A 19,951-nucleotide genomic window follows, 5' to 3' on the forward strand; every position below is an offset into this window, starting at 1 on the left:
CCCGGTTATATCGCAGCAGAGCAACCATCGATACTCGAACGTATCAATCTCTCAGACACACAATGGCATCGTCTCACCCGAAAATTTGAAAAACAGTTCAAATGTTTTGCCGGTCAGAAGTCATCGTTTGAAAGAATCAAAACCTGTTTTAACCTGAACCGAATACCACCCAATTTGCTAGCGGGTTAATCAATTGTACAAAACTCAAACAGACCAAATAAGGAGCTTTCAAGAAACTCTCCACATTCTTCACAGCTCCAGACACCAACTCTTTTTCACAACTGGTGTTTCTTTAACAAATAAATCTTAGGAGCCACCGTTATCAAAAAATTTTCTGTGATCAAAAAAGATATAATTTTACTTTCAATGGCTCTGCTTCTGACTCTTTAAATGGCAGTCTCTCTTTTTCCGAATTACGCTATTAACCCTACATAAAGACTCACGCGTTAATTGTCGTCAAGACAACTCTATGACTTGAATGAGAAACGTTAACCAGATAAAAAATCACTGTCGGTTTATCAAATGCATCTCCAAATACCCAGATATCTGCTGTCCAATCCACATGCAAACAACTGCCGATATCTGATATTTATCAAATATTGTGTCAGTATCAATCTTGAGATCTTAGCGCCTTGACATCGGATGATCAGGCTTTAATTGCAACAGATCCCACCGGTTTCCATATAAATCTTCAAAAACCGCCACCGTTCCATAATCCTGATCCTGAGGATCACGGATAAACTTAATACCAATTGATGTCATATATTTATAGTCCCGCCAGAAATCGTCGGTATTCAGGAACAAAAATACACGCCCACCACTCTGATTACCGATAAAATCATGTTGCTCCGGTTTAGACGCCTTAGCCAGTAATAACGAGGCACCATGTGAATTAGGTGGAGCAACCACAACCCAGCGTTTATCCTGCTCGGGCTGATACTCATCGGCAATCAGTTCAAATTTCAGCTTATTCACATAAAAATCAATCGCTTCATCATAATCTCTAACGACCAATGCTATATGCACAATATTTTGTTTCATTGGGTGTCTCATGAGTTTGTAAAATGGATGTCCTTTATCCATTTAGGTGGGTGTCCCTTGTGCTTTGTCTTTAGATGGGTGTCTTGTATATATTAACCATCCCAGCGTAAATCCTCAGGCACTTGAACATCTGGACGTTTTTCTGGTTTGGGGGCGTAGCCTTTGCGCCATTGGTTAAGCTGATAAACGTAAGCCAATATTTGCGCCACTGCCAGATAAAGCCCTTCTGGAATTTCCTGATCAACCTTGGTGAAATGGTAGATGGAACGAGCAAGCGGTGGGATGGTGATCACCGGAATTTTGTGTTCTTTGGCGATTTCCTTGATTTTTTCAGCCATCAAATCAGCCCCCTTGGCCAACAGTATCGGTGCAGTATTTTCTTTGGGTTTGTATTTCAGTGCCACTGCAAAGTGGTCGGGGTTGGTTATAACCACATCGGCATCCGGAACGTTGCTCATCATTTTCCGTTGGCTCATTTCGCGCTGCATGCGACGAATACGGGCTTTAACCTCTGGTTTGCCTTCGGTGTTTTTGTATTCGTCCTTTATCTCCTGCAACGTCATGCGCATTTTTTTCATATGTGAGCGGATCTGAAAGGGTACGTCAATCAAGGCAATCAACAACGTGGCGCAAGATATCAGGATGAATGACCAAAGAATGATCAGGGCCAGGTGATGAACCCCTTCGCCGACGTTTTCAAATAACAAGCTGCGGATATCATCCACTTTCAGTGTCACTACGAGGGCCGCACCCGTCGCAACGATCAGCACTTTGGCCCACCCTTTCAGTAATTCCATCAGGGAGTTGGCGCTGAACATCCGCTTCAAACCACTCAGAGGGTTGATACGATCAAGTTTCGGCGCCAGCGCTTTGGAGGAAAAGTTCCAGCCACTTAATAAAGTCGATCCCAGGACAGCCGCCAATAACAGGATGGCAAAAATAGGTATAAGCACGATGAAACCATCGGCGATGGAACGCTCGAAATGAGCAAACAGCATGTTGGGGTCAAACGCCGCTTGTTTGTCGAACGAGAAATTAAAGCGCGCTATTTCTAGCACTTTCCTCGAGACCTGAGCCCCAAACACCAACAACGCAATGCCACTGGCAATTAATACAACTGCAGTCGCCAATTCGCGGGATCGTGGCAATTGCCCTTCTTCCCGCGCTTTTTCAAGTTTTCGCGCCGTGGGTTCTTCTGACTTGTCCTGGCCGGATTCATCTTCTGCCATTGTTCAGATACCTATGGAATAAATACGATATTTTTCATCATGTCTGTCAGTTCGAGCATGTGTGTCCGAATCACTGACAGCACCCCAGAGAAGCTAAGCCAGAGCACAAACAGTCCCACGACCATGGTTACCGGAAAACCCAGCGAGAAAATATTCATCGCCGGCGCAGTACGGGCCATAATGCCGAAAGACAGGTTAACCAGCAGTAAAGACGCCACCGCCGGTAGTGCAATGGAGATGGCGGAGGCAAACATCCAGCCTCCCCACTGAGCCAGTTCAAAGGCTCCCTGTTCAGAAATAAATCCCTGTCCTACCGGTACCGTGTAAAAACTCTCTACCAACACCTCGAAAACCACCAAATGGCCATTCATGGAAACGAATATCAGTGTCACGATGGTCAGAAACCACTGCGACAGAACTGTGACGGAAACGCCATTGGCCGGATCGACCATGGAGGCATATCCGAGTCCCATCTGCATGGCAATGGTTTGACCGGCCAGAATAAATACCTGAAACAGAGTCAGTGCCAGAAACCCAAGTGCGAAACCAATGACAAACTGCTGAGCGATGATGACGATATTGGTCAAGGCCAAAGCTTCTATATCCGGCATTTTGGGCAGCACAGGATACAGCATTAACGTGGTAATCAGGCTCAGTAGTATTCTGATCGGCACTGGCACCAGCCGTGATCCGAACAACGGAACAATCATAAAAAATGCGGTTATCCGGAAGAATGGCCAGAGTAGATGACTGACCCAGCTGGATATTTGTGCATCGGTAAGTTCGATCATTCCGGTTATCCAATAATAAACGGCAAATCCGTCAAAATTCCGTTGAAATAGCTGACGACTTTATCAACCACCCAGGCACCGGCAAAAATAATCATCAAAATGGTGACGATCAGACGTGGCAGAAAACTGAGCGTCTGTTCGTTAATCTGAGTGGCGGCCTGAAAGGTCGATACCACCAGGCCCACCAGCAGACTTGGCGTAATCAGCACTAATACGACAATCAATACAATCCAGAAAGCTTCCTGAAACAGATCACCGATGTAGTTAACGTCCATAAAAAATCTCCTGCTAAGTTCCGAAACTTGACGCCAGCGATCCCATGATCATGGCCCAACCATCCACCAGCACAAACATCATGATTTTGAATGGCAGCGAGATGATGATCGGGGACAACATCATCATCCCCATGGCCATCAGTACTGACGCTACGATCAGGTCTATGATCAAAAACGGAATGAACAGCAAAAAGCCTATCTGGAAAGCGGTCTTCAATTCAGATGTGACGAATGAAGGCATGAGTATATTCAAGGGTACCTGTCCAGGATCGGTATAACTGCCTTCCTGCCCGGCAATACGAATGAACATATTGAGGTCGTCTTCACGGGTCTGTTTCAACATAAACTCACGGAACGGCACAACTGCCCGGTTCAAAGCTTCCAGTGGTTGGATATCTTCGTTCAAATAAGGTTGCAAAGCGGTCCGGTTCACGTCGTCCAATACCGGTGACATAATGAAAAACGTCAGGAACAGCGCCAGGCCAATGAGGATCTGATTCGACGGTGTCTGCTGCAAACCAAGTGCCTGTCGAAGGATGGCAAAAACCACGATAATCCGGGTAAACGATGTCATAAGCATGAGTACCGCAGGAATGAAAGTCAGCATGGTCATGATCGCCAATATTTGAATACTGACGGTATATTGACCATTACCCTGAGCATCCTGGGTATAGGTGATGGCGGGAATTCCCAATGGATCAGCAGCCCTGGCAAATACGGGCAGCATTAAAAACAATATGGGGATGCCAAAAAGCAGGGGGGTTTTTAATCCTTGAATGTATCGTCGCTGGTGTTTTTCCACTGATCCGAACCTTTTAAAACCTGTTTCAGTCTGTCCGAAAAAGTGGGAGTGCCGGCTTCTGAGGCCGATGTATCCAAGGGTTCATCAAGTTCTTTGAGCAGGTTGATCTGATGCTGGGTAACACCGAGCAGCATCTGCTTGCCGCCTGCCTCAATCAATATCAACTTTTCTTTGGGTCCCAGGGATACTGCGGTAATAATTTTAATTTGTCGGTTGTTAAAACTGACACCGCCACTAATCCGTCGCACAAACCAGGCACACGCAAAGATAAGGCCAATTATAAAAATCAGCGCGATGGCCATACCGGAAAGATCGATTGCTGGAGCAGTGGTGTTCATGGTTTAACCTTTTACCTGAGGTGCAGTCGTTAGCAATGTTCATGTTACCGGGATTATCTGCAGACGATAACCCCGGCTCACCTCATCTGACGAAGGGATACAGAACGAATCATCTCAAACGGCTGATTCGTTCCTGCTGACTCACAACATCAGTCAGCCGAATACCAAATTTTTCATTGACCATGACCACCTCGCCATGGGCAATCAATGTTCCGTTGACCAGCACGTCAAGTGGCTCACCAGCCAGTCGGTCAAGCTCTATCACCGAGCCCTGATTAAGTTGCAGCAAGTTGCGAATCGGAATCATGGTATTGCCAACTTCCATGGAGATGGTCACTGGAATATCCAGGATCACATCAAGGTCTGGCGAATTAATACCATTACCGATGTTTTCTTCCCTCAGCTCTTCCAACGGGGCTTTCTGCGCTTCATCCTCGTCATCGTCGCTTCCGGTTTCCCCGGCTTCTTCCATGGCCGCGGCCCATTCATCCGCCAACGCGCTGTCATCGGATTGGGAGGACACTTCATCAACCAGTGCGTCAACGTCTATATCGTTATCCGGTTTGTCATCATCAGCCATTTTCGACCCCCTGTTTTATGCCTCGAATTTGTAATGCCAGTGCATTGTTGTCTGCTTTCAATCGATGTACCGGACGATCCATTTTTAATGCCAGAAATTCTCTCGACTGACCTAAAACTGCATGATAAATCGGTACATTGTTCGCGCGTACCACACAGGTTTTGGGCAGTTCGATCGGGATGATATCGCCAGGAGCAAGATCGACCAGATCACGTAACTTAATATCGCGTTCAACCACCGTGGAATTGATAGGCACTTTGGCGTCCAAAATGTCCTTCTGCAGTGACTGTATCCAGCGTTCGTCGACTTCATCGACATCCGATTGCACACCGGCATCCAGTACTTCGCGGACCGGCTCTATCATGGAATATGGCATAGTGATATGCAGGTCACCACCGCCGCCATCGAGTTCTACGTGAAAAGTACTGACCACCACCACTTCCGATGGACTGACAATGTTGGCCATTGCTGGATTGACTTCACTGGAGACGTATTCGAAATCCACGTCCATGACTGCGCCCCAGGCCTCTTTCATATCGATAAAAATCTGAGACAGAACCATCTGCACTACCCGGATTTCTGTCGGGGTAAATTCCCGTCCTTCGATCTTCGCGTGGCGACCATCACCGCCAAAGAAGTTGTCCACCAGCTTGAATACCAGTTTGGCATCCAGAATAAACAGAGCGGTGCCACGCAACGGCCGAACCTTAACCAGATTCAGACTGGTCGGCACATAGAGAGTATGTATGTACTCACCAAATTTCAGAATTTGTATCCCACCGCTGGCGACATCAGCACTGCGACGTAAAAAATTGAACATACTGATACGGGTATAACGGGCAAAACGCTCATTGATCATTTCCAGCGTCGGCATCCGGCCACGAACAATACGGTCCTGGCTGGTAATGTCATAGGGCTTAACGCCATCAATATCAAGCGTTTCCTCTTCTTCTACCGCTCCGTCATCAATACCATGTAACAGGGCATCAATTTCGTCTTGGGATAATAAGTCCTGCACGACAGTGTCTCCGTATTATTGCAGCACGAACGAGCGATACAGCACCCGCTCAATACCTGGCCGCCCCATAGATGCAAGCAACACTTCCTGTACCGCCTGAGTCAGCTTGTTCGCCAGTGCTTCCCGCCCCTCATTAGTCCGTAGATCGTCATAATTCTGCTGCGAGAGCAGATCCAGGAGGTTATTGCGAATCAACGGCAGCTGTGCCGATATGTTGTCCAGTGTCTCCTGATCACGCGCCAACACACTAAGTTCGGTTTGCAGGTATCGCTGTCGTCCACCCTTAGTGGAATAACTGGTAATGAATTCCGCCCCAAGGGACAGGTACATTGCGATTCCGGACGCCGGTGTTACCACCTGCTCTTCCAATGGCAGTTCTGTCACGTCATCCACTTCTGATTCCGAGCTGGACAGGAAAAAGAACCAAACCGCACCGCCGATACCAGCCAACAGCAAAAGTGCCACCACCACAATAATGATTAACTTAAGCTTTGATTTCTTTGGTGCTTCTTCATTTGCAGTAATTTCTGTATCTGCATCAGCCATGCTTTATTCCCAATCTGTATGCTGTTCCGAATATACCTGCAATCCCGATTGCTGTTCTCGCCATTGCAGTTCTCACCATCGCAGTAATTATAGGCTCTCTGATTACAAGTGACTGTTTTCTGGCACTTTTCTCTGTTAACTGATGTAACAGACCGGATACAGCAAGCCCTGTGCCATCCACTACGGGCAGCAGAACTGACTATGGATCACTAAACATAATGATCCAGCAGGGCCTGACTGACCATAGCGGTTGCCTGTGGCATCAGCTCCTCTTCGTCACTGTCAAGTTCCCCACCCGCGTATCCGCGCTGTGAATGCTGTTCACCACTGAACTGCCCCTGACTACTCTGATCGGATACCTGAGCATCCACCAGTTCAATATTCTGCTCCTGTAACATGGTACGCAGGCGCGCCATACTAGCATCCAGTAGCTCTTTCACCTGGGTATGCTGCGTCACAATTGCCACCTGAGCCTGCTGATCATGGCTAACCGATAGTTTGATCTCCAGCATCCCCAGATCCGGCGGATCCAGTCGGATATGGGCAACTTGAATATGCCGGTTGGCCATCATCATAATGCGATCATTCACAGAGTTTGCCCATTCGGAATGGGTTACCGGTTGCTTCAGGGGAATTTCCACGGATCGCTGCACTTGTACCTGATCCTGTTTCGTCTGCGCCTGATCTCGCTGTCCGGCCAGGTTCACGGCGTCATTAAAGTTCTTTCGGGTTGAGTCGGTCGAAATATTTATCTTGTCGAGATCAGACTGGGCCTGAACCTTAGTGGTTTTTTTAGCAGCATCATCACTATTGGCAACCTCATCTGCATCCATTGGCTCAATCTCCAGCCCCTCGTCAATGACGGAATCCTGACGGTCAGAATTCTTCTGGCCGTTAGAAACCGGAGCAGCGACTGTCTCAACGCCGGTAGCGGTATCGGTTTCCCCAGCCATATCAACCTCACCATCCAAGATAGCTTCAGGACTGTCCTGACTGGCTTTCAAGTCATCCGTCAATACCGAATCAGTCGTTGACTCAGTACCATCCAAGCCCAGTTCGACCTCCTCGCCGGTTTCCATTTCGGCATCTGGCATAGGAATGTCTGTATTAACACTTTCCGTGTCGGTCAGTTCGGCGTCAGTGTCCGCCAGCGGTAAAAGCGATACATCTGCGATAGCAGACACTTCGGAATCATCACCCTCAGCACTGGTTTCGGGGTTTTGCTGTTGTAAAAACTGAAAGAAATCGGCAAACAAAGCGACTACATCTGACTCAACCAAGTCATCACTGTCTTCGTCATTCATACCATTTTCCTGACCAATCAGCGCTTCAGTAATGACATCAGAATCCAAAATCGCGCCGACATCGGCAAAGCTCATACCTCTGGAGCGGAGAAAATTTGCCGCATCATCAGCCTGATTCATGAACTGGTTGTATTCCGGAGTATCTGGCTCCAGGCCCAGTTCAGCGGCCATGGTCGTCATAAAATCGAGACCTGAATCCGCCTCTGATGCAGCACCAGAGGCATTTACAGTACTTGAATGACTGGCAACAGAAGCTGTAGGTAATGGGGATAACTGCATATAGCACTCTTCCTGAACAATCTAGAATCGGATCTTTGATGTTCATAAGAGCAAGGCATAGGCCAATTTGGCCAAGGCAGACTAACAATATGGAGTATGCAATCACTCAGAGTGGTTGTGGCCGAGCAACAGCTCTGTCAGGCATTCCACGACGGCCAGGTATTCACACTGAATCTGCTCAATCTGATCAGCTGTCTGTGTCCAAAGTTCATCACTGGCGGCCTTTTCCAAATCAGCACACAAGTCATGTAACTGAGTCGCACCAACATTCACAGATGACCCTTTCAGACTATGGGCTGATCGCCTGAGTTCATCACTGTCGTGCTGTTGAGCAAACTGATCAATATGCTCAAGATGCATGGCGCTGTCTTTAATAAAGGTTTGAAGTAGGAACTCAAACTCATCATCCATGATCTCCCTGAGTTCATCCAGTACTGACATGTCCAGATGTTCAACAAGATTACGCATATATTTAGTCCCCAAATCATTTTTTAATCTAAAAAACTCTATCTATCTGACCAGTATAACCTGCAACTGAGAATCTGTAGCTCAGTTAGCACCACAAACAAATAAATTCTACACTCAGATATAACAAGGTCTCATATTTTTTGTTTCGTCCTTGGCCATATGATTTTTGCAACGACAACATTACCCCGATCCAAATATTCCAGAGAATCACAAATCTTATTAAGCAGTGGAAGCCCACGGCCACTGTACTCATGATTATTTTGCTTCTTCGCCATAACACTCTGAAAGTCGAATCCCGGACCACTGTCCTCAACCTGAATAGTCAGCTCCCCTCCCTGATCCCAAGGCTGATGGGAAGCAGAAACTCGTATATAGGCATCTTCCTGCAGGGTTTCCAATCGACGGGTACGTTCATGGTAATACTGGACGAACCCCTGCGGGTCCTGCTTGAGGCTTGAGTTCAGCTGTAAGAGCCCATGCTCAAGCGCATTGGAAAACAATTCCGCCAGCAGGGTATACAGCTGTCCACGCATAAATTTCAGACTCTCCACTTCCGTCAGAATCTGCAAAATCATAGGCAACGGGTTGTAATTCGCCAATGAACGCGCCTGCAACCGATAGTCCATGGTCCAATCCTGAGGCCCGACAACGGTATGGCTTGGCCGGGCCAGAGGTTGAGAGGTATCCTGTTCCTGATATTCGATCATTTTGGCTTCGAGAACAGTGATATCATCATCCCGCTCAGCTTCTCCCATAAATTTCTCTACCGCATCAACCAGCGTCACGACAATATTCTCCCTACTGGTATTGCGAATGATGGTGTCTTTAATCCGCTGTTCCCCAAACATTTCACCTGTGATATTGCGACTTTCATGAATACCATCGGACCAACAGAAAATCCGGTCACCGACGCGCATAGGTACCTCTTCAATCGCAATCTGAATGGATTCGTTATCCACGACCCCTAGTGGCAGATTTTTGGAAGGAATGGAGCGGATACTGTCATCTTCGCTGGAATACACCATGGCATCAGGAGTGCCGCCAACCCAGATACGGGCAATACCATCGAAATAGTCCAGCTCGATCATGGTGCCACAGCAAAAGATACCCACAGGCAAAATACGGCGAAGCTTACGATTGATTTCCTTAAGAATTTCCTCAATGGCATAGCCTTTGTTGGTCATACCATAAAAAATTTCAGCCAACGGCATCACGCCTATGGCCGCTGGTAATCCATGGCCAGTGAAATCACCCAGAAACAGATGCATACCACCGCCAGGCTTCTTTTCAGCCAGAACAGTATCACCATTGAAAATAGCCAATGGTGACAAAGAGTAATTGACGTTGTCTGCGTTCAGCGACCCAAGGTGGACAACATTATCAAAAATATTTTTAGCCACGTGCTGCTCAATGACCAACTGACGATTGTGTTTCTGCAGTCGTGAATGCATATCACGCATACGGCCAAAGGACTTGAGCTTGGCCTTCAATACCACCCGGTTATAGGGCTTGGACAGAAAGTCTTCAGCGCCGGCTTCCAGACAACGGGCCAATGCTCCAGCTTCCTGTAAGGAAGTAAGAAATATAATTGGTACCATTTCTGATTCGGCATAAGCAATTTCCTTAATTCGCAAGGTAGCCTCATAACCATCCATGACCGGCATAAGCGCATCCATCAGGACGATATCAGGGCGATGTTCGAGATACAGTTCAACAGCCATCTGGCCGTTTTCAGCCAGAATAGGACTATGTCCTTCCTTCTTGAGCAATGCGGACAAAATCAGTCGGTCGGAATGGTTATCATCAGCTACCAGAATTTTATAGTATTCCGACACGTATACCTCCTGTTCTGGCTATATTGATTGTTATGTTCGGATTGGAACGATGCAATAGGGAGGAGAAATTACGACGCCCTTGACAGCATTGACTTATTAACACGTGTTGCCTTCCTTACGGCTACTGACATGACTGCAGGACTACAGCGCACTCACCCGGGCGGAGAGTGCGGCACTCTAAAATTTTATAACCGGCATTCAGTTGATAGTAAACAGTTGACCAAAGTTGGAAATAGTCAGAATTTTTTTCACGTCAGGATTACAGTTGACTATTGAAATCTGTGCCTTGTCACCACCAGCATGATCACGCAACAGCAACAGCATGCCCAGGGCAGAACTGTCCAGATATGAGGCTTCCCGCATATCTACAATGTATGACTCCACCGTTGGTTCAGTACTTTCATAGACCTGACGAAAGTCCTGGTGAGCGCTGAAATCAAACCGGCCCTTTATTTTAATCGTCAACTCATTGCCATCACTGTTAAGAGTGGATGAAATGGTCATTTAATATTCCTCAAAGTCAGTATTGAATGTTCCTGATGTTCCAACAGATCATAGCAGGCTACTGATTTTTGTTTCTAAGGCAATGAATACAGGGCCAAAATTATCGAGAAAACGCAGTTAATAGATCATAAACAAACATTTTGAGATGATTTTTTACACCGTATCCACAACGTCACTAGAAAATCAACAACCTACCAGGAGTCATCTGTTTTTCATACCGGTAAGTGTAGCTATCCAGGGTTATTCTGCCACCCCCTGGCAGTAATATTTCGATTCCACAAACCAAGCTTACGATTATTAGTGAGTGTACTTTATTAATGCGCGACCAACACTCTGAAGTGGCAGTATATCTACGGCTGCTCCCAAGGCCACAGCAGCGCCAGGCATTCCCCAAACCACTGAACTCTCTTTATTTTGGGCAATGGTGTGACATCCCTGTTGTCGCAGTCTCAGCATGGCTTCAGCGCCATCAGCGCCCATCCCCGTCAGCATCACTGCAATAAGATCACGCCCTGCCGCTTCACCGGCACTGTCAAACATTACTTCTACCGACGGTCGATGACGATTGACTCTCTCCCCCTCATCCAACCGGCAAACCCAGCGTCCCCCCTTACGGGCAAAACGTAGGTGCGCATTGCCAGGTGCCAGATAAACATGGCCGGGTTGAATCAACTCTCCCCCCATCACATGATGGACTTCGAGAGCGCAACATCGATTCAGCCTCTCTGCATAGGACCCACTAAACTCATACGGTATGTGCTGAGTCACCACAATGGGAGGCATCTGTGCCGGCAGGTTCTGAATCACCTCCCGTATCGCCTCAGTACCGCCAGTGGATGCACCTATAGCAATCCAGAGATCGGGTTTCAGCTTACCGATATCAGCCTGCTCCTCATAAGGCCTGGGCTGAAACCGGCTCGGGTCAAATGTGCGTACATTGGCCCCGGCAGCCTGAACTACTTTTTCAATCAATACAGCACCGTAGGCCGCCAATAAGTGGCCATTATCATTAACGGGTTTGGCGAAGTAATCCACCGCACCAATCTCCAGAGCATCCAAAGTAATGTTAGCGCCCTTATTGGTCAAGGTCGAAATCATAATCACCGGCATCGGACGCAAACGCATCAGGTTTTTTAAAAATGTCAAACCATCCATGCGTGGCATTTCAATATCCAACGTCAGCACATCAGGATTAAGCTGTTTGATCTTATCACGGGCAATCAATGGATCAGCAGCTGTACCCACGACTTCCAGACGTTCATCCGAGCTAAATATTTCCACCAGAATTTTTCGAATCAGGGCGGAGTCATCCACCACCAGAATTGTTATCTTTTTCATAGCAGTTACTCGAATAATTCAATATCAGACTGATCATCCTGATGACGAATTTGATCCAGGTAATCCCGTTCACGCCTGACAATAGTCTGATTGTGCTGGCTCGCCAGTTTTTTTACCCGAACCTTCCCTTCCCAGGCCATGTACAATACCTTTCGAGGATAGATATTACCGACATCCACTGCACTTGTTTCCAGGCCTTCCTGTTTCAAATAAGACAACACAAATAATATATTCCGCTGGCCAATATCTGTCAGGTTGGCAAGTACCTGACCACCACCAAATACCTTGACCTCAAAACGCTCTTTACGCCCACCTTCTTTCAATATGGCGTTAATCATGTATTCCATGGCCCAGTTGCCATAACGGGTAGCGCTTGAGACTGAACTGCACCCCCAATCGATAGTTGAAAACTCACCACTGGATGGCAACATGAAATGATTCATACCCGCCACACCAGCTTTGGGATCACGAATACAGACAGAAATACAGGAGCCCAATACTGTGGCAATCATTTCCTTGCCCTTGGTCACGTAAAACTCTCCTGGCAGTATTTTGGCAGCCCAACAACTCAGGTGTTTATCCCAATAACGTTGAATATGATCAAACCCTCTGACCAGCTTTGGCTGCTGATAAGTAGGGTGCGTGGTCAGGCCGGAATTCATATTATTTCTTCCTATATTCCGTTTTCCCCTGATAGGAAAACAACGTTGCAGCTTCTCCCAATTGCTCGGAGTGGCCTATAAACAGATACCCCTGAGGATTCAGAATGTTCGCATAGCGGCGAAACAATTTACTTTGAGTTGCTTTGTCAAAATAAATCACGACATTACGGCAGAAAATGACATCAAAAGACCCCTTCATCGGCCATTCATTGAGCAGATTCAGGCGGTTAAAACGAATATACTGTTTGATGTCATCTTTCACTGTCACCGTTTCCTGGTGCTTATTTATGATAAAACTGGCCTCTATCTGTGCCTGCGATAATGATTCAACCCTCGCCTGCTCATAGATTCCTTGCCGGCCGGTTTCAAGCACATTGGAATCCAAATCGGTTGCCAGAATTCTTACGTCCCAGTCCCGCCGGTTCTTAAAGAACTCATGCACAATAATCGCGATGGAGTAGGCTTCCTCTCCGGTTGAACAACCCGCAGACCAAATACGTACTTTCTTGGTCCGATTGGTTAACAATTGAGGGATCACTTTTTGTCGGAGTGATTCGAAATGATGAGATTCACGAAAAAAAGATGTCAGGTTAGTGGTAATCGCATTTACAAATTCATTGAGTTCTTCATCATCAGGATTTTCGAGTATCTGACAGTAACTTTTAAAATCCGATAATCCGAGTTTTCTCACCCGGCGGACTATTCGGGAGTACACCATATTTTTCTTATGATCAGCCAATACGATACCAGTCAGTTGATACGCAACCCTGGAAATTAACTGAAAGTCTTTTTCAGTCATTGGCAGTTGTCGATACTTAAACTCTTCCGCGGTAGTCATTCAGCTTCACCCGTTATGTGCACCTTGTGCACTGCGGTATTCAAATCACTGTACATTGTAAATCCACAAAGCAAAAAGAACTGAAATACCCCTAAAAATCCTCCCACTCATCTGCTGACTTAGTGGTTTTTACCGGGCTCTTGTGAGTAGTTTTCCTGGCAGGCATTGCCGATATCGTTGTTAGCGTCTTTTTACCGTGCGTACCTGTTGCTCTTTTCTCAATTTGAAAAAAATCAATCAGATTTATCATATTACGAGCCTGCTCAGCCATGGTTTGTCCCGCTGCTGAAGCCTGTTCCACCAACGCCGCGTTCTGCTGAGTCATAGTATCCATTTGCGATACCGCCTGATTAACTTGTTCGATACCTGCTGTTTGCTCTTGCGCGCTATTGCTGATGTCATTGATCATGCCACTGACTTTTTCGATTGCCGTGACAATTTCCAAAAGAGTCTTGCCGGATTCATTGACCAGTTCAGTACCCTGCTCCACTTTTTCAACGCTATCTCTGATCAGATCCTTGATCTCTTTAGCGGCACTGGCTGACCGCTGTGCCAGACTGCGCACTTCGCTGGCAACAACAGCAAAACCCCGACCCTGCTCACCTGCCCGAGCGGCTTCCACAGCGGCATTCAGCGCCAAGAGGTTGGTCTGAAAGGCAATATCGTCAATGACAGTAATAATGTCTGATATCTTTTTGCTGGAGTGATTAATTTCCGAAATAGCGGCAATTGTCCGTTCAACCATACCACCACCAATCTGCGCCTGATTTTTGGCATCATTGGTGGCGATGTTAACGTTATAAGCATGCTCAGCACTCTGTTTTACCGTTCCGGTCATTTGCTCCATACTTGAGGCGGTTTCTTCGAGACTACTGGCCTGCTCTTCAGTACGTTGACTGAGATCCCTATTACCATGTGCGATTTCATCGGCAGCGGTAGACACAGTATTGGCTGCATCACTAATTTGCGAAAGTACGTCTGTCAGTTTGTCGACAGTCGCATTAGCATCATTTTTAAGTTTATTAAATGTACCGTTGTAATCCGTATCAATACGCTGACGAAGATTACCACTGGCCAGGGCTTCAAACATTCTGGCAGTGTCACTTATGACCCTCTCAGAGACAACCAGCAAGCTATTCAAACCTTCAGACAATGTACGATCAAACCCGTTTTTACCCTCCAAAGCGACTCGCACGCTTAAATCACCATTGGTGGCACTTTCAATCAGTTGATCAATTTCTTTTTCAATAGCCACTTCAACCGTACGATCCCGCCACTCAACAACACTGCCAATTCGGTTACCATGATCATCGAATACAGGACTGGCGGTGAGGCTAAATGTCAATCCACTTATCGCAACTTCAGTCTTATATGAACCCGTTAATCCAGCCAGTAAATTACGCTGGTGTTCTGGATTTTTATGAAACAGATCAATATTTTTCCCAATCAACTCATTGCCGTTAAAGTTTGGCAGTTCTCGTTTGATACGGGCTTCATTTTCAACCATCAGCTTTTTCACAGAGTGATTCATGTAGACAATATTGGCGTTGTCATCAGCAACCATGGCACCGGTTGATACGTTATCAAGCGCTTGTCGGATACGCGCATTTTCAGAAGATATTCGCTGTTGTTTCTCTACACTTTCTTTCAGTGTTGCCTGCATTCTCAGCAATGCACTTTGTAATTGACCCAATTCATCGTTACTGCTGACCGCAAGTTTATTGTCATATTTACCTTGTTCAATCAAAGCAAAGACTCCAACCACCTGCTTGAGCGGCCGATTGATCCCCATGATCGTTACCAACAACACCAGAAGTGAAATAAACAGACCAATGATCAGGGAAAATACCAACCTTGCCTGTAACGCTACCATAGTATCCAGTCGGGTCTGCAACAACGAGGTTAGGGCTTCAGTCAGCCTGGGTGTGCCGGTAAAAATCTGATTGATAGCCTTAGTACCGGCCTGAAAAAACTCCTGACTGGACACCGTAATATTTTCGTTGACCAACTCCATGGTGTAACCCATAAACGTGCGTGACATCCCCAGCATTGAATCTGTCGTCGCGCCTAATTGGTCTTTCAGAGCGGGATTAGCGGCATAGACGTTGGCAAACGATTCTGCCACACCCTTGATATCGACAGACCCCACTAGCATGGCCAACTTTACCAGATTGTCTTTGGAGAGGTTGCCGGAGGCGATCAGGCCAGCACCGGTTCCCCGGATCTTGCCAAGCGCTTCAGCGAGTAAATGGTTATGAAAGGCCAGGGACATGATCAGGTAAACAGAATCCAACTCTGAATCCATAGTCAAACTGGAGCGATCTGAAATGAGCACAACGGCATGGATGAAACGGGCAATCAAGTCACTATGTTCGGTAAATATATCTGCCGCAGGTCCTTGAAAAGATCTCTGATTAAGTCGCTGCCAGGATTCCTGCAAATCAACAACATCCTGACGGACTTGCAAAGGATCTTTCTGCTGATCAATCAGTGTAAGCAGACTCGCTAATGCCTGATCAGCTTTCTGGGCCGCTTTTTCTGAAGCGTCGCGAGCCAACGGCTCACCATTCAAAAAAGCATTGGTTTGCCCACGATGTATCTGTAACTGTTGAATGACCCGATAGATCGGGTCAATATACTGAACCCCAACAAGTTCTGAACGAAGAGTATCAACACCCTCATTCCATTTTTTATACAACTCAAATGAAATAACCCCTACAAGCAATAGAAGAATTCCAGTGGACACAGCAAGCTTTGTTAATACACTCAGATTTTTAAGCAGGTTGATCCGATCAAACAAGGTTTTACCAATCACTGTATCGTTCATTGAGATGCTTCCTCTGGGCTATCCTCATGAGCCCGACAATTTCATGTATCAATACAACAGGGGTGTGGCATCCTGCTTATCCACAAAAAAAATCCGGCAATCTCACGAAATCAGGACCGCTCGCAAATCAGAGGTTTTAACCGCCCCTTCTTCAGGCAAAGTCGAGACACCTGTTCATTCAACGATCAGGTCACCATAGCAACCGCTCCGTATAAGGTTTCGTGGCACCATTGTCACAGATTATTTTAAACACCAATCTTGGTCAGTTCGGCGGGTTCCATCAACAATGCCAGATCCAGCAAAATAATCATTTTCTCATTCACATTTGCCAGTCCCTTGATAAAGTTACTACTGATATTTGCATCCATTTCAGGAGATTCTTTTATATCCTCTTTCGGAATGCTGTAAACATCAGAGACAGCATCAACAACCACCCCAACTACACGCTCTTTATCGTGGAAACTGAGCTTCAAAACAATCACCACAGTCATGGGACCATATTCAATGGTGGGCAGTTGAAAACGGGTTCTTAAATCGATAATGGGCACAATCGTACCACGCAAATTAATAACCCCTTTCAGATACGCCGGAGCATTAGGGATAGATGTCGCAGAATCCCAACCTCTGATTTCCTGAACGCTAAGAATATCGACACCATATTCCTCTTTTTCAACAATAAACGTCAGATACTGATCCAGCTGATCTGCGTTATCATCAAATTCGGACAAACCTCTGTCGGCAAAATCTTTCACCTGTTCATTTGCTGCCATAACCTTACCTCACTCCTCACGCCGCTGACTGCTTGCCTTTATCAATAAATGCAGAACCACTGGCCGACAGTTTAATACCCGACATTTTGATGATGCCCGGAACATCAAGGATCAGTGCAACAGTGCCATCTCCCAGAATAGTGGCTCCGGATATACCATCCACCCTCTGATAATTAGACTCCAGGCTTTTGATTACGACCTGCTGTTGCCCTAATAAATCATCCACCAGTAAAGCAACTTTCTTATTATCGCCCTCAACCACAACCAGAAGGCCTTCCGCAGTATCCGTGGTGCCGGTACTCACATCAAAGACTTCTGCCAACTTGATCACCGGCACATATTCATGACGCAGACGGAAGACATCAACGCTACCTGCGACCAGATTCATATTGCTGGGTTTAATTTGAATGGATTCAACAATGCTGACCAATGGTAAAATATAAGTCTCCGAGCCAAGCTTAAACAGCTGTCCATCCAATATTGCCAGCGTCAGTGGCAAGATGATTTTGAATGTCGAACCGACACCGGGCTCTGATTCCATTTCAATAGAACCATTGAGCTCCTGAATATTACGCTTAACAACATCCATCCCCACACCCCGACCGGATACATCACTAACCTGATCGGCAGTAGAAAAACCTGGTCGAAACAACAGCTGATATATTTGTTCCCGCGACAGTTCATCTGTGGGTTTTATCAAGTCACGCTCAATGGCCTTGTTTCTGATTTTTTCCGCATCAATACCGCGACCGTCATCAATAATTTCAATAACAATATTGCCACCATGATGATAGGCATTCAGCGTTAATGTTCCCGTTTCGCTTTTACCAACGGCTTTACGCTGTTCGGGACTTTCCAGGCCATGGTCCAGTGAATTACGAACCATATGAACCAGCGGGTCGCCAATTTTTTCCATCACCGTTTTATCTAACTCGGTGCTTTCTCCAATTAATTTGAGCTCAACTTTCTTACCAAGTTTGCTGCTTAGATCTCTGACCAGTCTCGGCATCCGACTGAACGTAAAACTGATTGGTAACATGCGAATTCGCATGACATTTTCCTGCAACTCCCGGGTATGGTGTTCCAACTGAGACAGCCCTTCCTGTAACAGATGCAGACTGTCCATATTGAAATCACGACCCAACTCTCCGAGCATGGACTGAGTAATCACCAGTTCACCGACCATATTGATCAGAGAATCTATTTTATCGATACTCACTCGGATAGACGCATGCTCAGCGTTTTTCGATGTGGCATGACGTCCTTCATTCGCGTTCTCTTTAGGTGCAGATGGCACCGGCGGCGGAGGAACGGAGATTGATGATTCACTTTTGACCGGTTCAGGGTGTTTCTCCTGAACCTCTTCAATTACCGATTTTTCAATGACATCACTTTCACAAACGATTTCGATTTCGGATTCATCAAACACCCATTCAAATACTTCATTCAATTGTTCTTCACGGATGTCGTCTCCAGTAACCCAAAATTGCCATTGCAAGTAACATTGCTCGCCATCAATCACATCAAATTCCGGCAACCTTGAAATATCGACCTCGGTCTCAACGTCACCCAACAAATGCAATTCTGCAATAATGCGATATGGTTCATTACCGGTTTGGATGATGTCCGAACCAGGTACAAATTTAATCCGCCAGCGACTACCACTCCGCCGGGCATCGTCGTTTTCCGGTTCATCTTCTGCAACGACGGTCGATGGCTGCTCCGCTTCGTTGATCATGACTTCAAACTGTTGCCGTAGCTTGTCTGCCTGAGTCAAATCAACTGAACGCCCATCCTGTAAATCCGCCAGCATATTACGCAGGCAATCCACAGACTGTAAAAACAGCTCGACGTTCGCCTGAGTAAGACCTCGTTGATCTGAACGGATTTCATCAAGCAATGTTTCAATGACATGAGTAAACTGAGAGATATCCGTAAACCCAAATGTCCCACTACCACCCTTGATCGAATGGGCAGCTCTGAATATGGTGTTGATCAACTCTCTATCGATATTACTGACATCTATTTCCAGTAAACAATTTTCCATACTATCAAGCCCTTCGAGACTCTCCTCGAAAAAGACCTGATGAAACTGGCTTAAGTCGATGCTGCTCATATATCCATGCCTTTCAACCAAGCACCTTACGGATAGTAGATAGCAGTTGATCCGGGTTAAATGGCTTGACGATCCACCCCGTGGCACCTGCTTTCTTACCTTCCATTTTTTTGTCGCCGGCGCTCTCTGTGGTCAACATAAGAATGGGAATGAATTTATAGTGTGGCAGCTCACGAAGCTTGCTGACCAATTCAATCCCCCCCATAACAGGCATATTGACATCACTCAGAACAAGATCGAATTTCTGCCCTTGAGCGGCACTTAACGCCTGTTTTCCATCTTGGGCTTCGACGACTTCAAAACCGGCTCCCTTTAAGGTAAAGGCAACCATTTGTCGCATAGATGCAGAATCGTCAACAGCTAGGATTTTGGCCATCTGATCATTCCCCG

At 46.4% G+C, this 19,951-nt stretch carries 21 protein-coding genes; 1 reads left to right on the plus strand and 20 read right to left on the minus strand.

The window, feature by feature from the left end; translation table 11 throughout:
- Positions 1-189, plus strand: a 189-nt coding sequence (locus ACQY6I_RS00120; RefSeq protein WP_428239435.1) for a hypothetical protein, incomplete at its 5' end; no start/stop codon positions are given.
- A 435-nt stretch (positions 190-624) separates the two neighbouring features.
- Here the strand turns inward: ACQY6I_RS00120 and ACQY6I_RS00125 are convergent.
- The 20 genes from ACQY6I_RS00125 to ACQY6I_RS00220 all read right to left on the minus strand — a co-directional run bounded on the left by ACQY6I_RS00125 (position 625) and on the right by ACQY6I_RS00220 (position 19,937).
- Positions 625-1,041: a VOC family protein gene (locus tag ACQY6I_RS00125; protein WP_428239436.1), complete on the minus strand. Its 417-nt coding sequence runs from the start codon at positions 1,039-1,041 to the stop codon at positions 625-627.
- A 92-nt stretch (positions 1,042-1,133) separates the two neighbouring features.
- Entirely contained in the window at positions 1,134-2,270 is a 1,137-nt protein-coding gene (gene flhB, locus ACQY6I_RS00130; protein ID WP_428239437.1) for a flagellar biosynthesis protein FlhB, read from the minus strand.
- Between the two features lie 11 nt (positions 2,271-2,281).
- Positions 2,282-3,061 (minus strand): flagellar biosynthetic protein FliR, encoded by a 780-nt coding sequence (gene fliR, locus ACQY6I_RS00135; protein ID WP_428239438.1) that lies wholly within the window; start codon positions 3,059-3,061, stop codon positions 2,282-2,284.
- Positions 3,062-3,066: 5 nt separating this feature from the next.
- Positions 3,067-3,336, minus strand: coding sequence for a flagellar biosynthesis protein FliQ (fliQ, locus tag ACQY6I_RS00140; RefSeq protein WP_044618352.1), 270 nt, complete (start codon positions 3,334-3,336; stop codon positions 3,067-3,069).
- Between the two features lie 13 nt (positions 3,337-3,349).
- Positions 3,350-4,063 (minus strand): flagellar type III secretion system pore protein FliP, encoded by a 714-nt coding sequence (gene fliP, locus ACQY6I_RS00145; protein WP_428239468.1) that lies wholly within the window; start codon positions 4,061-4,063, stop codon positions 3,350-3,352.
- 38 nt (positions 4,064-4,101) lie between these two features.
- Positions 4,102-4,476, minus strand: a complete 375-nt coding sequence (gene fliO / locus ACQY6I_RS00150) for a flagellar biosynthetic protein FliO (RefSeq protein ID WP_428239439.1) — start codon at positions 4,474-4,476, stop codon at positions 4,102-4,104.
- A gap of 109 nt (positions 4,477-4,585) precedes the next feature.
- On the minus strand, positions 4,586-5,056 hold the full coding sequence (gene fliN / locus ACQY6I_RS00155) for a flagellar motor switch protein FliN (RefSeq protein WP_428239440.1): 471 nt from the start codon (positions 5,054-5,056) through the stop codon (positions 4,586-4,588).
- Entirely contained in the window at positions 5,049-6,074 is a 1,026-nt protein-coding gene (fliM, locus tag ACQY6I_RS00160) for a flagellar motor switch protein FliM (RefSeq protein ID WP_428239441.1), read from the minus strand. The genes fliN and fliM overlap by 8 nt, the downstream gene beginning before the upstream one ends.
- Positions 6,075-6,089: 15 nt before the next feature.
- Positions 6,090-6,620: a flagellar basal body-associated FliL family protein gene (locus ACQY6I_RS00165; RefSeq protein WP_428239442.1), complete on the minus strand. Its 531-nt coding sequence runs from the start codon at positions 6,618-6,620 to the stop codon at positions 6,090-6,092.
- Positions 6,621-6,829: 209 nt separating this feature from the next.
- Positions 6,830-8,203, minus strand: coding sequence for a flagellar hook-length control protein FliK (locus ACQY6I_RS00170; protein ID WP_428239443.1), 1,374 nt, complete (start codon positions 8,201-8,203; stop codon positions 6,830-6,832).
- Positions 8,204-8,305: 102 nt separating this feature from the next.
- Positions 8,306-8,671, minus strand: coding sequence for an Hpt domain-containing protein (locus ACQY6I_RS00175; RefSeq protein WP_428239444.1), 366 nt, complete (start codon positions 8,669-8,671; stop codon positions 8,306-8,308).
- A 131-nt stretch (positions 8,672-8,802) separates the two neighbouring features.
- The gene (locus tag ACQY6I_RS00180; RefSeq protein WP_428239445.1) at positions 8,803-10,506 is read right to left on the minus strand and encodes an ATP-binding SpoIIE family protein phosphatase; all 1,704 of its coding nucleotides are present in this window, start codon (positions 10,504-10,506) and stop codon (positions 8,803-8,805) included.
- A 198-nt stretch (positions 10,507-10,704) separates the two neighbouring features.
- Positions 10,705-11,010, minus strand: coding sequence for an STAS domain-containing protein (locus ACQY6I_RS00185; RefSeq protein ID WP_428239446.1), 306 nt, complete (start codon positions 11,008-11,010; stop codon positions 10,705-10,707).
- Between the two features lie 297 nt (positions 11,011-11,307).
- On the minus strand, positions 11,308-12,348 hold the full coding sequence (locus tag ACQY6I_RS00190; RefSeq protein WP_428239447.1) for a protein-glutamate methylesterase/protein-glutamine glutaminase: 1,041 nt from the start codon (positions 12,346-12,348) through the stop codon (positions 11,308-11,310).
- 5 nt (positions 12,349-12,353) lie between these two features.
- A complete protein-coding gene (cheD, locus tag ACQY6I_RS00195; RefSeq protein WP_428239448.1) occupies positions 12,354-13,010 on the minus strand; it encodes a chemoreceptor glutamine deamidase CheD in 657 nt (218 codons plus the stop codon).
- 1 nt (position 13,011) lies between these two features.
- Positions 13,012-13,848: a CheR family methyltransferase gene (locus ACQY6I_RS00200; RefSeq protein WP_428239449.1), complete on the minus strand. Its 837-nt coding sequence runs from the start codon at positions 13,846-13,848 to the stop codon at positions 13,012-13,014.
- Positions 13,849-13,939: 91 nt separating this feature from the next.
- Positions 13,940-16,675 carry a methyl-accepting chemotaxis protein gene (locus tag ACQY6I_RS00205; protein WP_428239450.1) on the minus strand — a complete coding sequence of 912 codons (2,736 nt, stop codon included), beginning with the start codon at positions 16,673-16,675 and terminating at the stop codon, positions 13,940-13,942.
- A 245-nt stretch (positions 16,676-16,920) separates the two neighbouring features.
- Entirely contained in the window at positions 16,921-17,445 is a 525-nt protein-coding gene (locus tag ACQY6I_RS00210; RefSeq protein WP_428239451.1) for a chemotaxis protein CheW, read from the minus strand.
- 16 nt (positions 17,446-17,461) lie between these two features.
- Complete coding sequence (locus ACQY6I_RS00215; protein ID WP_428239452.1) at positions 17,462-19,561, minus strand: chemotaxis protein CheA; 2,100 nt, start codon at positions 19,559-19,561, stop codon at positions 17,462-17,464.
- Between the two features lie 13 nt (positions 19,562-19,574).
- The gene (locus ACQY6I_RS00220) at positions 19,575-19,937 is read right to left on the minus strand and encodes a response regulator (RefSeq protein WP_428239453.1); all 363 of its coding nucleotides are present in this window, start codon (positions 19,935-19,937) and stop codon (positions 19,575-19,577) included.
- Positions 19,938-19,951: the final 14 nt, after the last annotated feature.

It is taken from the genome of Gynuella sp., from assembly GCF_050297175.1.
Taxonomy (GTDB): domain Bacteria; phylum Pseudomonadota; class Gammaproteobacteria; order Pseudomonadales; family Natronospirillaceae; genus Gynuella.

Excerpts from the sequence above, each read along its gene's own strand:
- ACQY6I_RS00215 (WP_428239452.1), bottom strand. The coding sequence starts at position 19,561 with ATGAGCAGCATCGACTTAAGCCAGTTTCATCAGGTCTTTTTCGAGGAG.
- ACQY6I_RS00165 (WP_428239442.1), bottom strand. The coding sequence starts at position 6,620 with ATGGCTGATGCAGATACAGAAATTACTGCAAATGAAGAAGCACCAAAG.
- ACQY6I_RS00170 (WP_428239443.1), bottom strand. The coding sequence starts at position 8,203 with ATGCAGTTATCCCCATTACCTACAGCTTCTGTTGCCAGTCATTCAAGT.
- ACQY6I_RS00220 (WP_428239453.1), bottom strand. The coding sequence starts at position 19,937 with ATGGCCAAAATCCTAGCTGTTGACGATTCTGCATCTATGCGACAAATG.
- flhB (WP_428239437.1), bottom strand. The coding sequence starts at position 2,270 with ATGGCAGAAGATGAATCCGGCCAGGACAAGTCAGAAGAACCCACGGCG.
- ACQY6I_RS00210 (WP_428239451.1), bottom strand. The coding sequence starts at position 17,445 with ATGGCAGCAAATGAACAGGTGAAAGATTTTGCCGACAGAGGTTTGTCC.
- fliQ (WP_044618352.1), bottom strand. The coding sequence starts at position 3,336 with ATGGACGTTAACTACATCGGTGATCTGTTTCAGGAAGCTTTCTGGATT.
- ACQY6I_RS00175 (WP_428239444.1), bottom strand. The coding sequence starts at position 8,671 with ATGCGTAATCTTGTTGAACATCTGGACATGTCAGTACTGGATGAACTC.
- fliN (WP_428239440.1), bottom strand. The coding sequence starts at position 5,056 with ATGGCTGATGATGACAAACCGGATAACGATATAGACGTTGACGCACTG.
- ACQY6I_RS00205 (WP_428239450.1), bottom strand. The coding sequence starts at position 16,675 with ATGAACGATACAGTGATTGGTAAAACCTTGTTTGATCGGATCAACCTG.
- ACQY6I_RS00190 (WP_428239447.1), bottom strand. The coding sequence starts at position 12,348 with ATGAAAAAGATAACAATTCTGGTGGTGGATGACTCCGCCCTGATTCGA.
- ACQY6I_RS00185 (WP_428239446.1), bottom strand. The coding sequence starts at position 11,010 with ATGACCATTTCATCCACTCTTAACAGTGATGGCAATGAGTTGACGATT.
- fliR (WP_428239438.1), bottom strand. The coding sequence starts at position 3,061 with ATGATCGAACTTACCGATGCACAAATATCCAGCTGGGTCAGTCATCTA.
- ACQY6I_RS00125 (WP_428239436.1), bottom strand. The coding sequence starts at position 1,041 with ATGAAACAAAATATTGTGCATATAGCATTGGTCGTTAGAGATTATGAT.
- fliP (WP_428239468.1), bottom strand. The coding sequence starts at position 4,063 with ATGCTGCCCGTATTTGCCAGGGCTGCTGATCCATTGGGAATTCCCGCC.
- fliO (WP_428239439.1), bottom strand. The coding sequence starts at position 4,476 with ATGAACACCACTGCTCCAGCAATCGATCTTTCCGGTATGGCCATCGCG.
- cheD (WP_428239448.1), bottom strand. The coding sequence starts at position 13,010 with ATGAATTCCGGCCTGACCACGCACCCTACTTATCAGCAGCCAAAGCTG.
- ACQY6I_RS00200 (WP_428239449.1), bottom strand. The coding sequence starts at position 13,848 with ATGACTACCGCGGAAGAGTTTAAGTATCGACAACTGCCAATGACTGAA.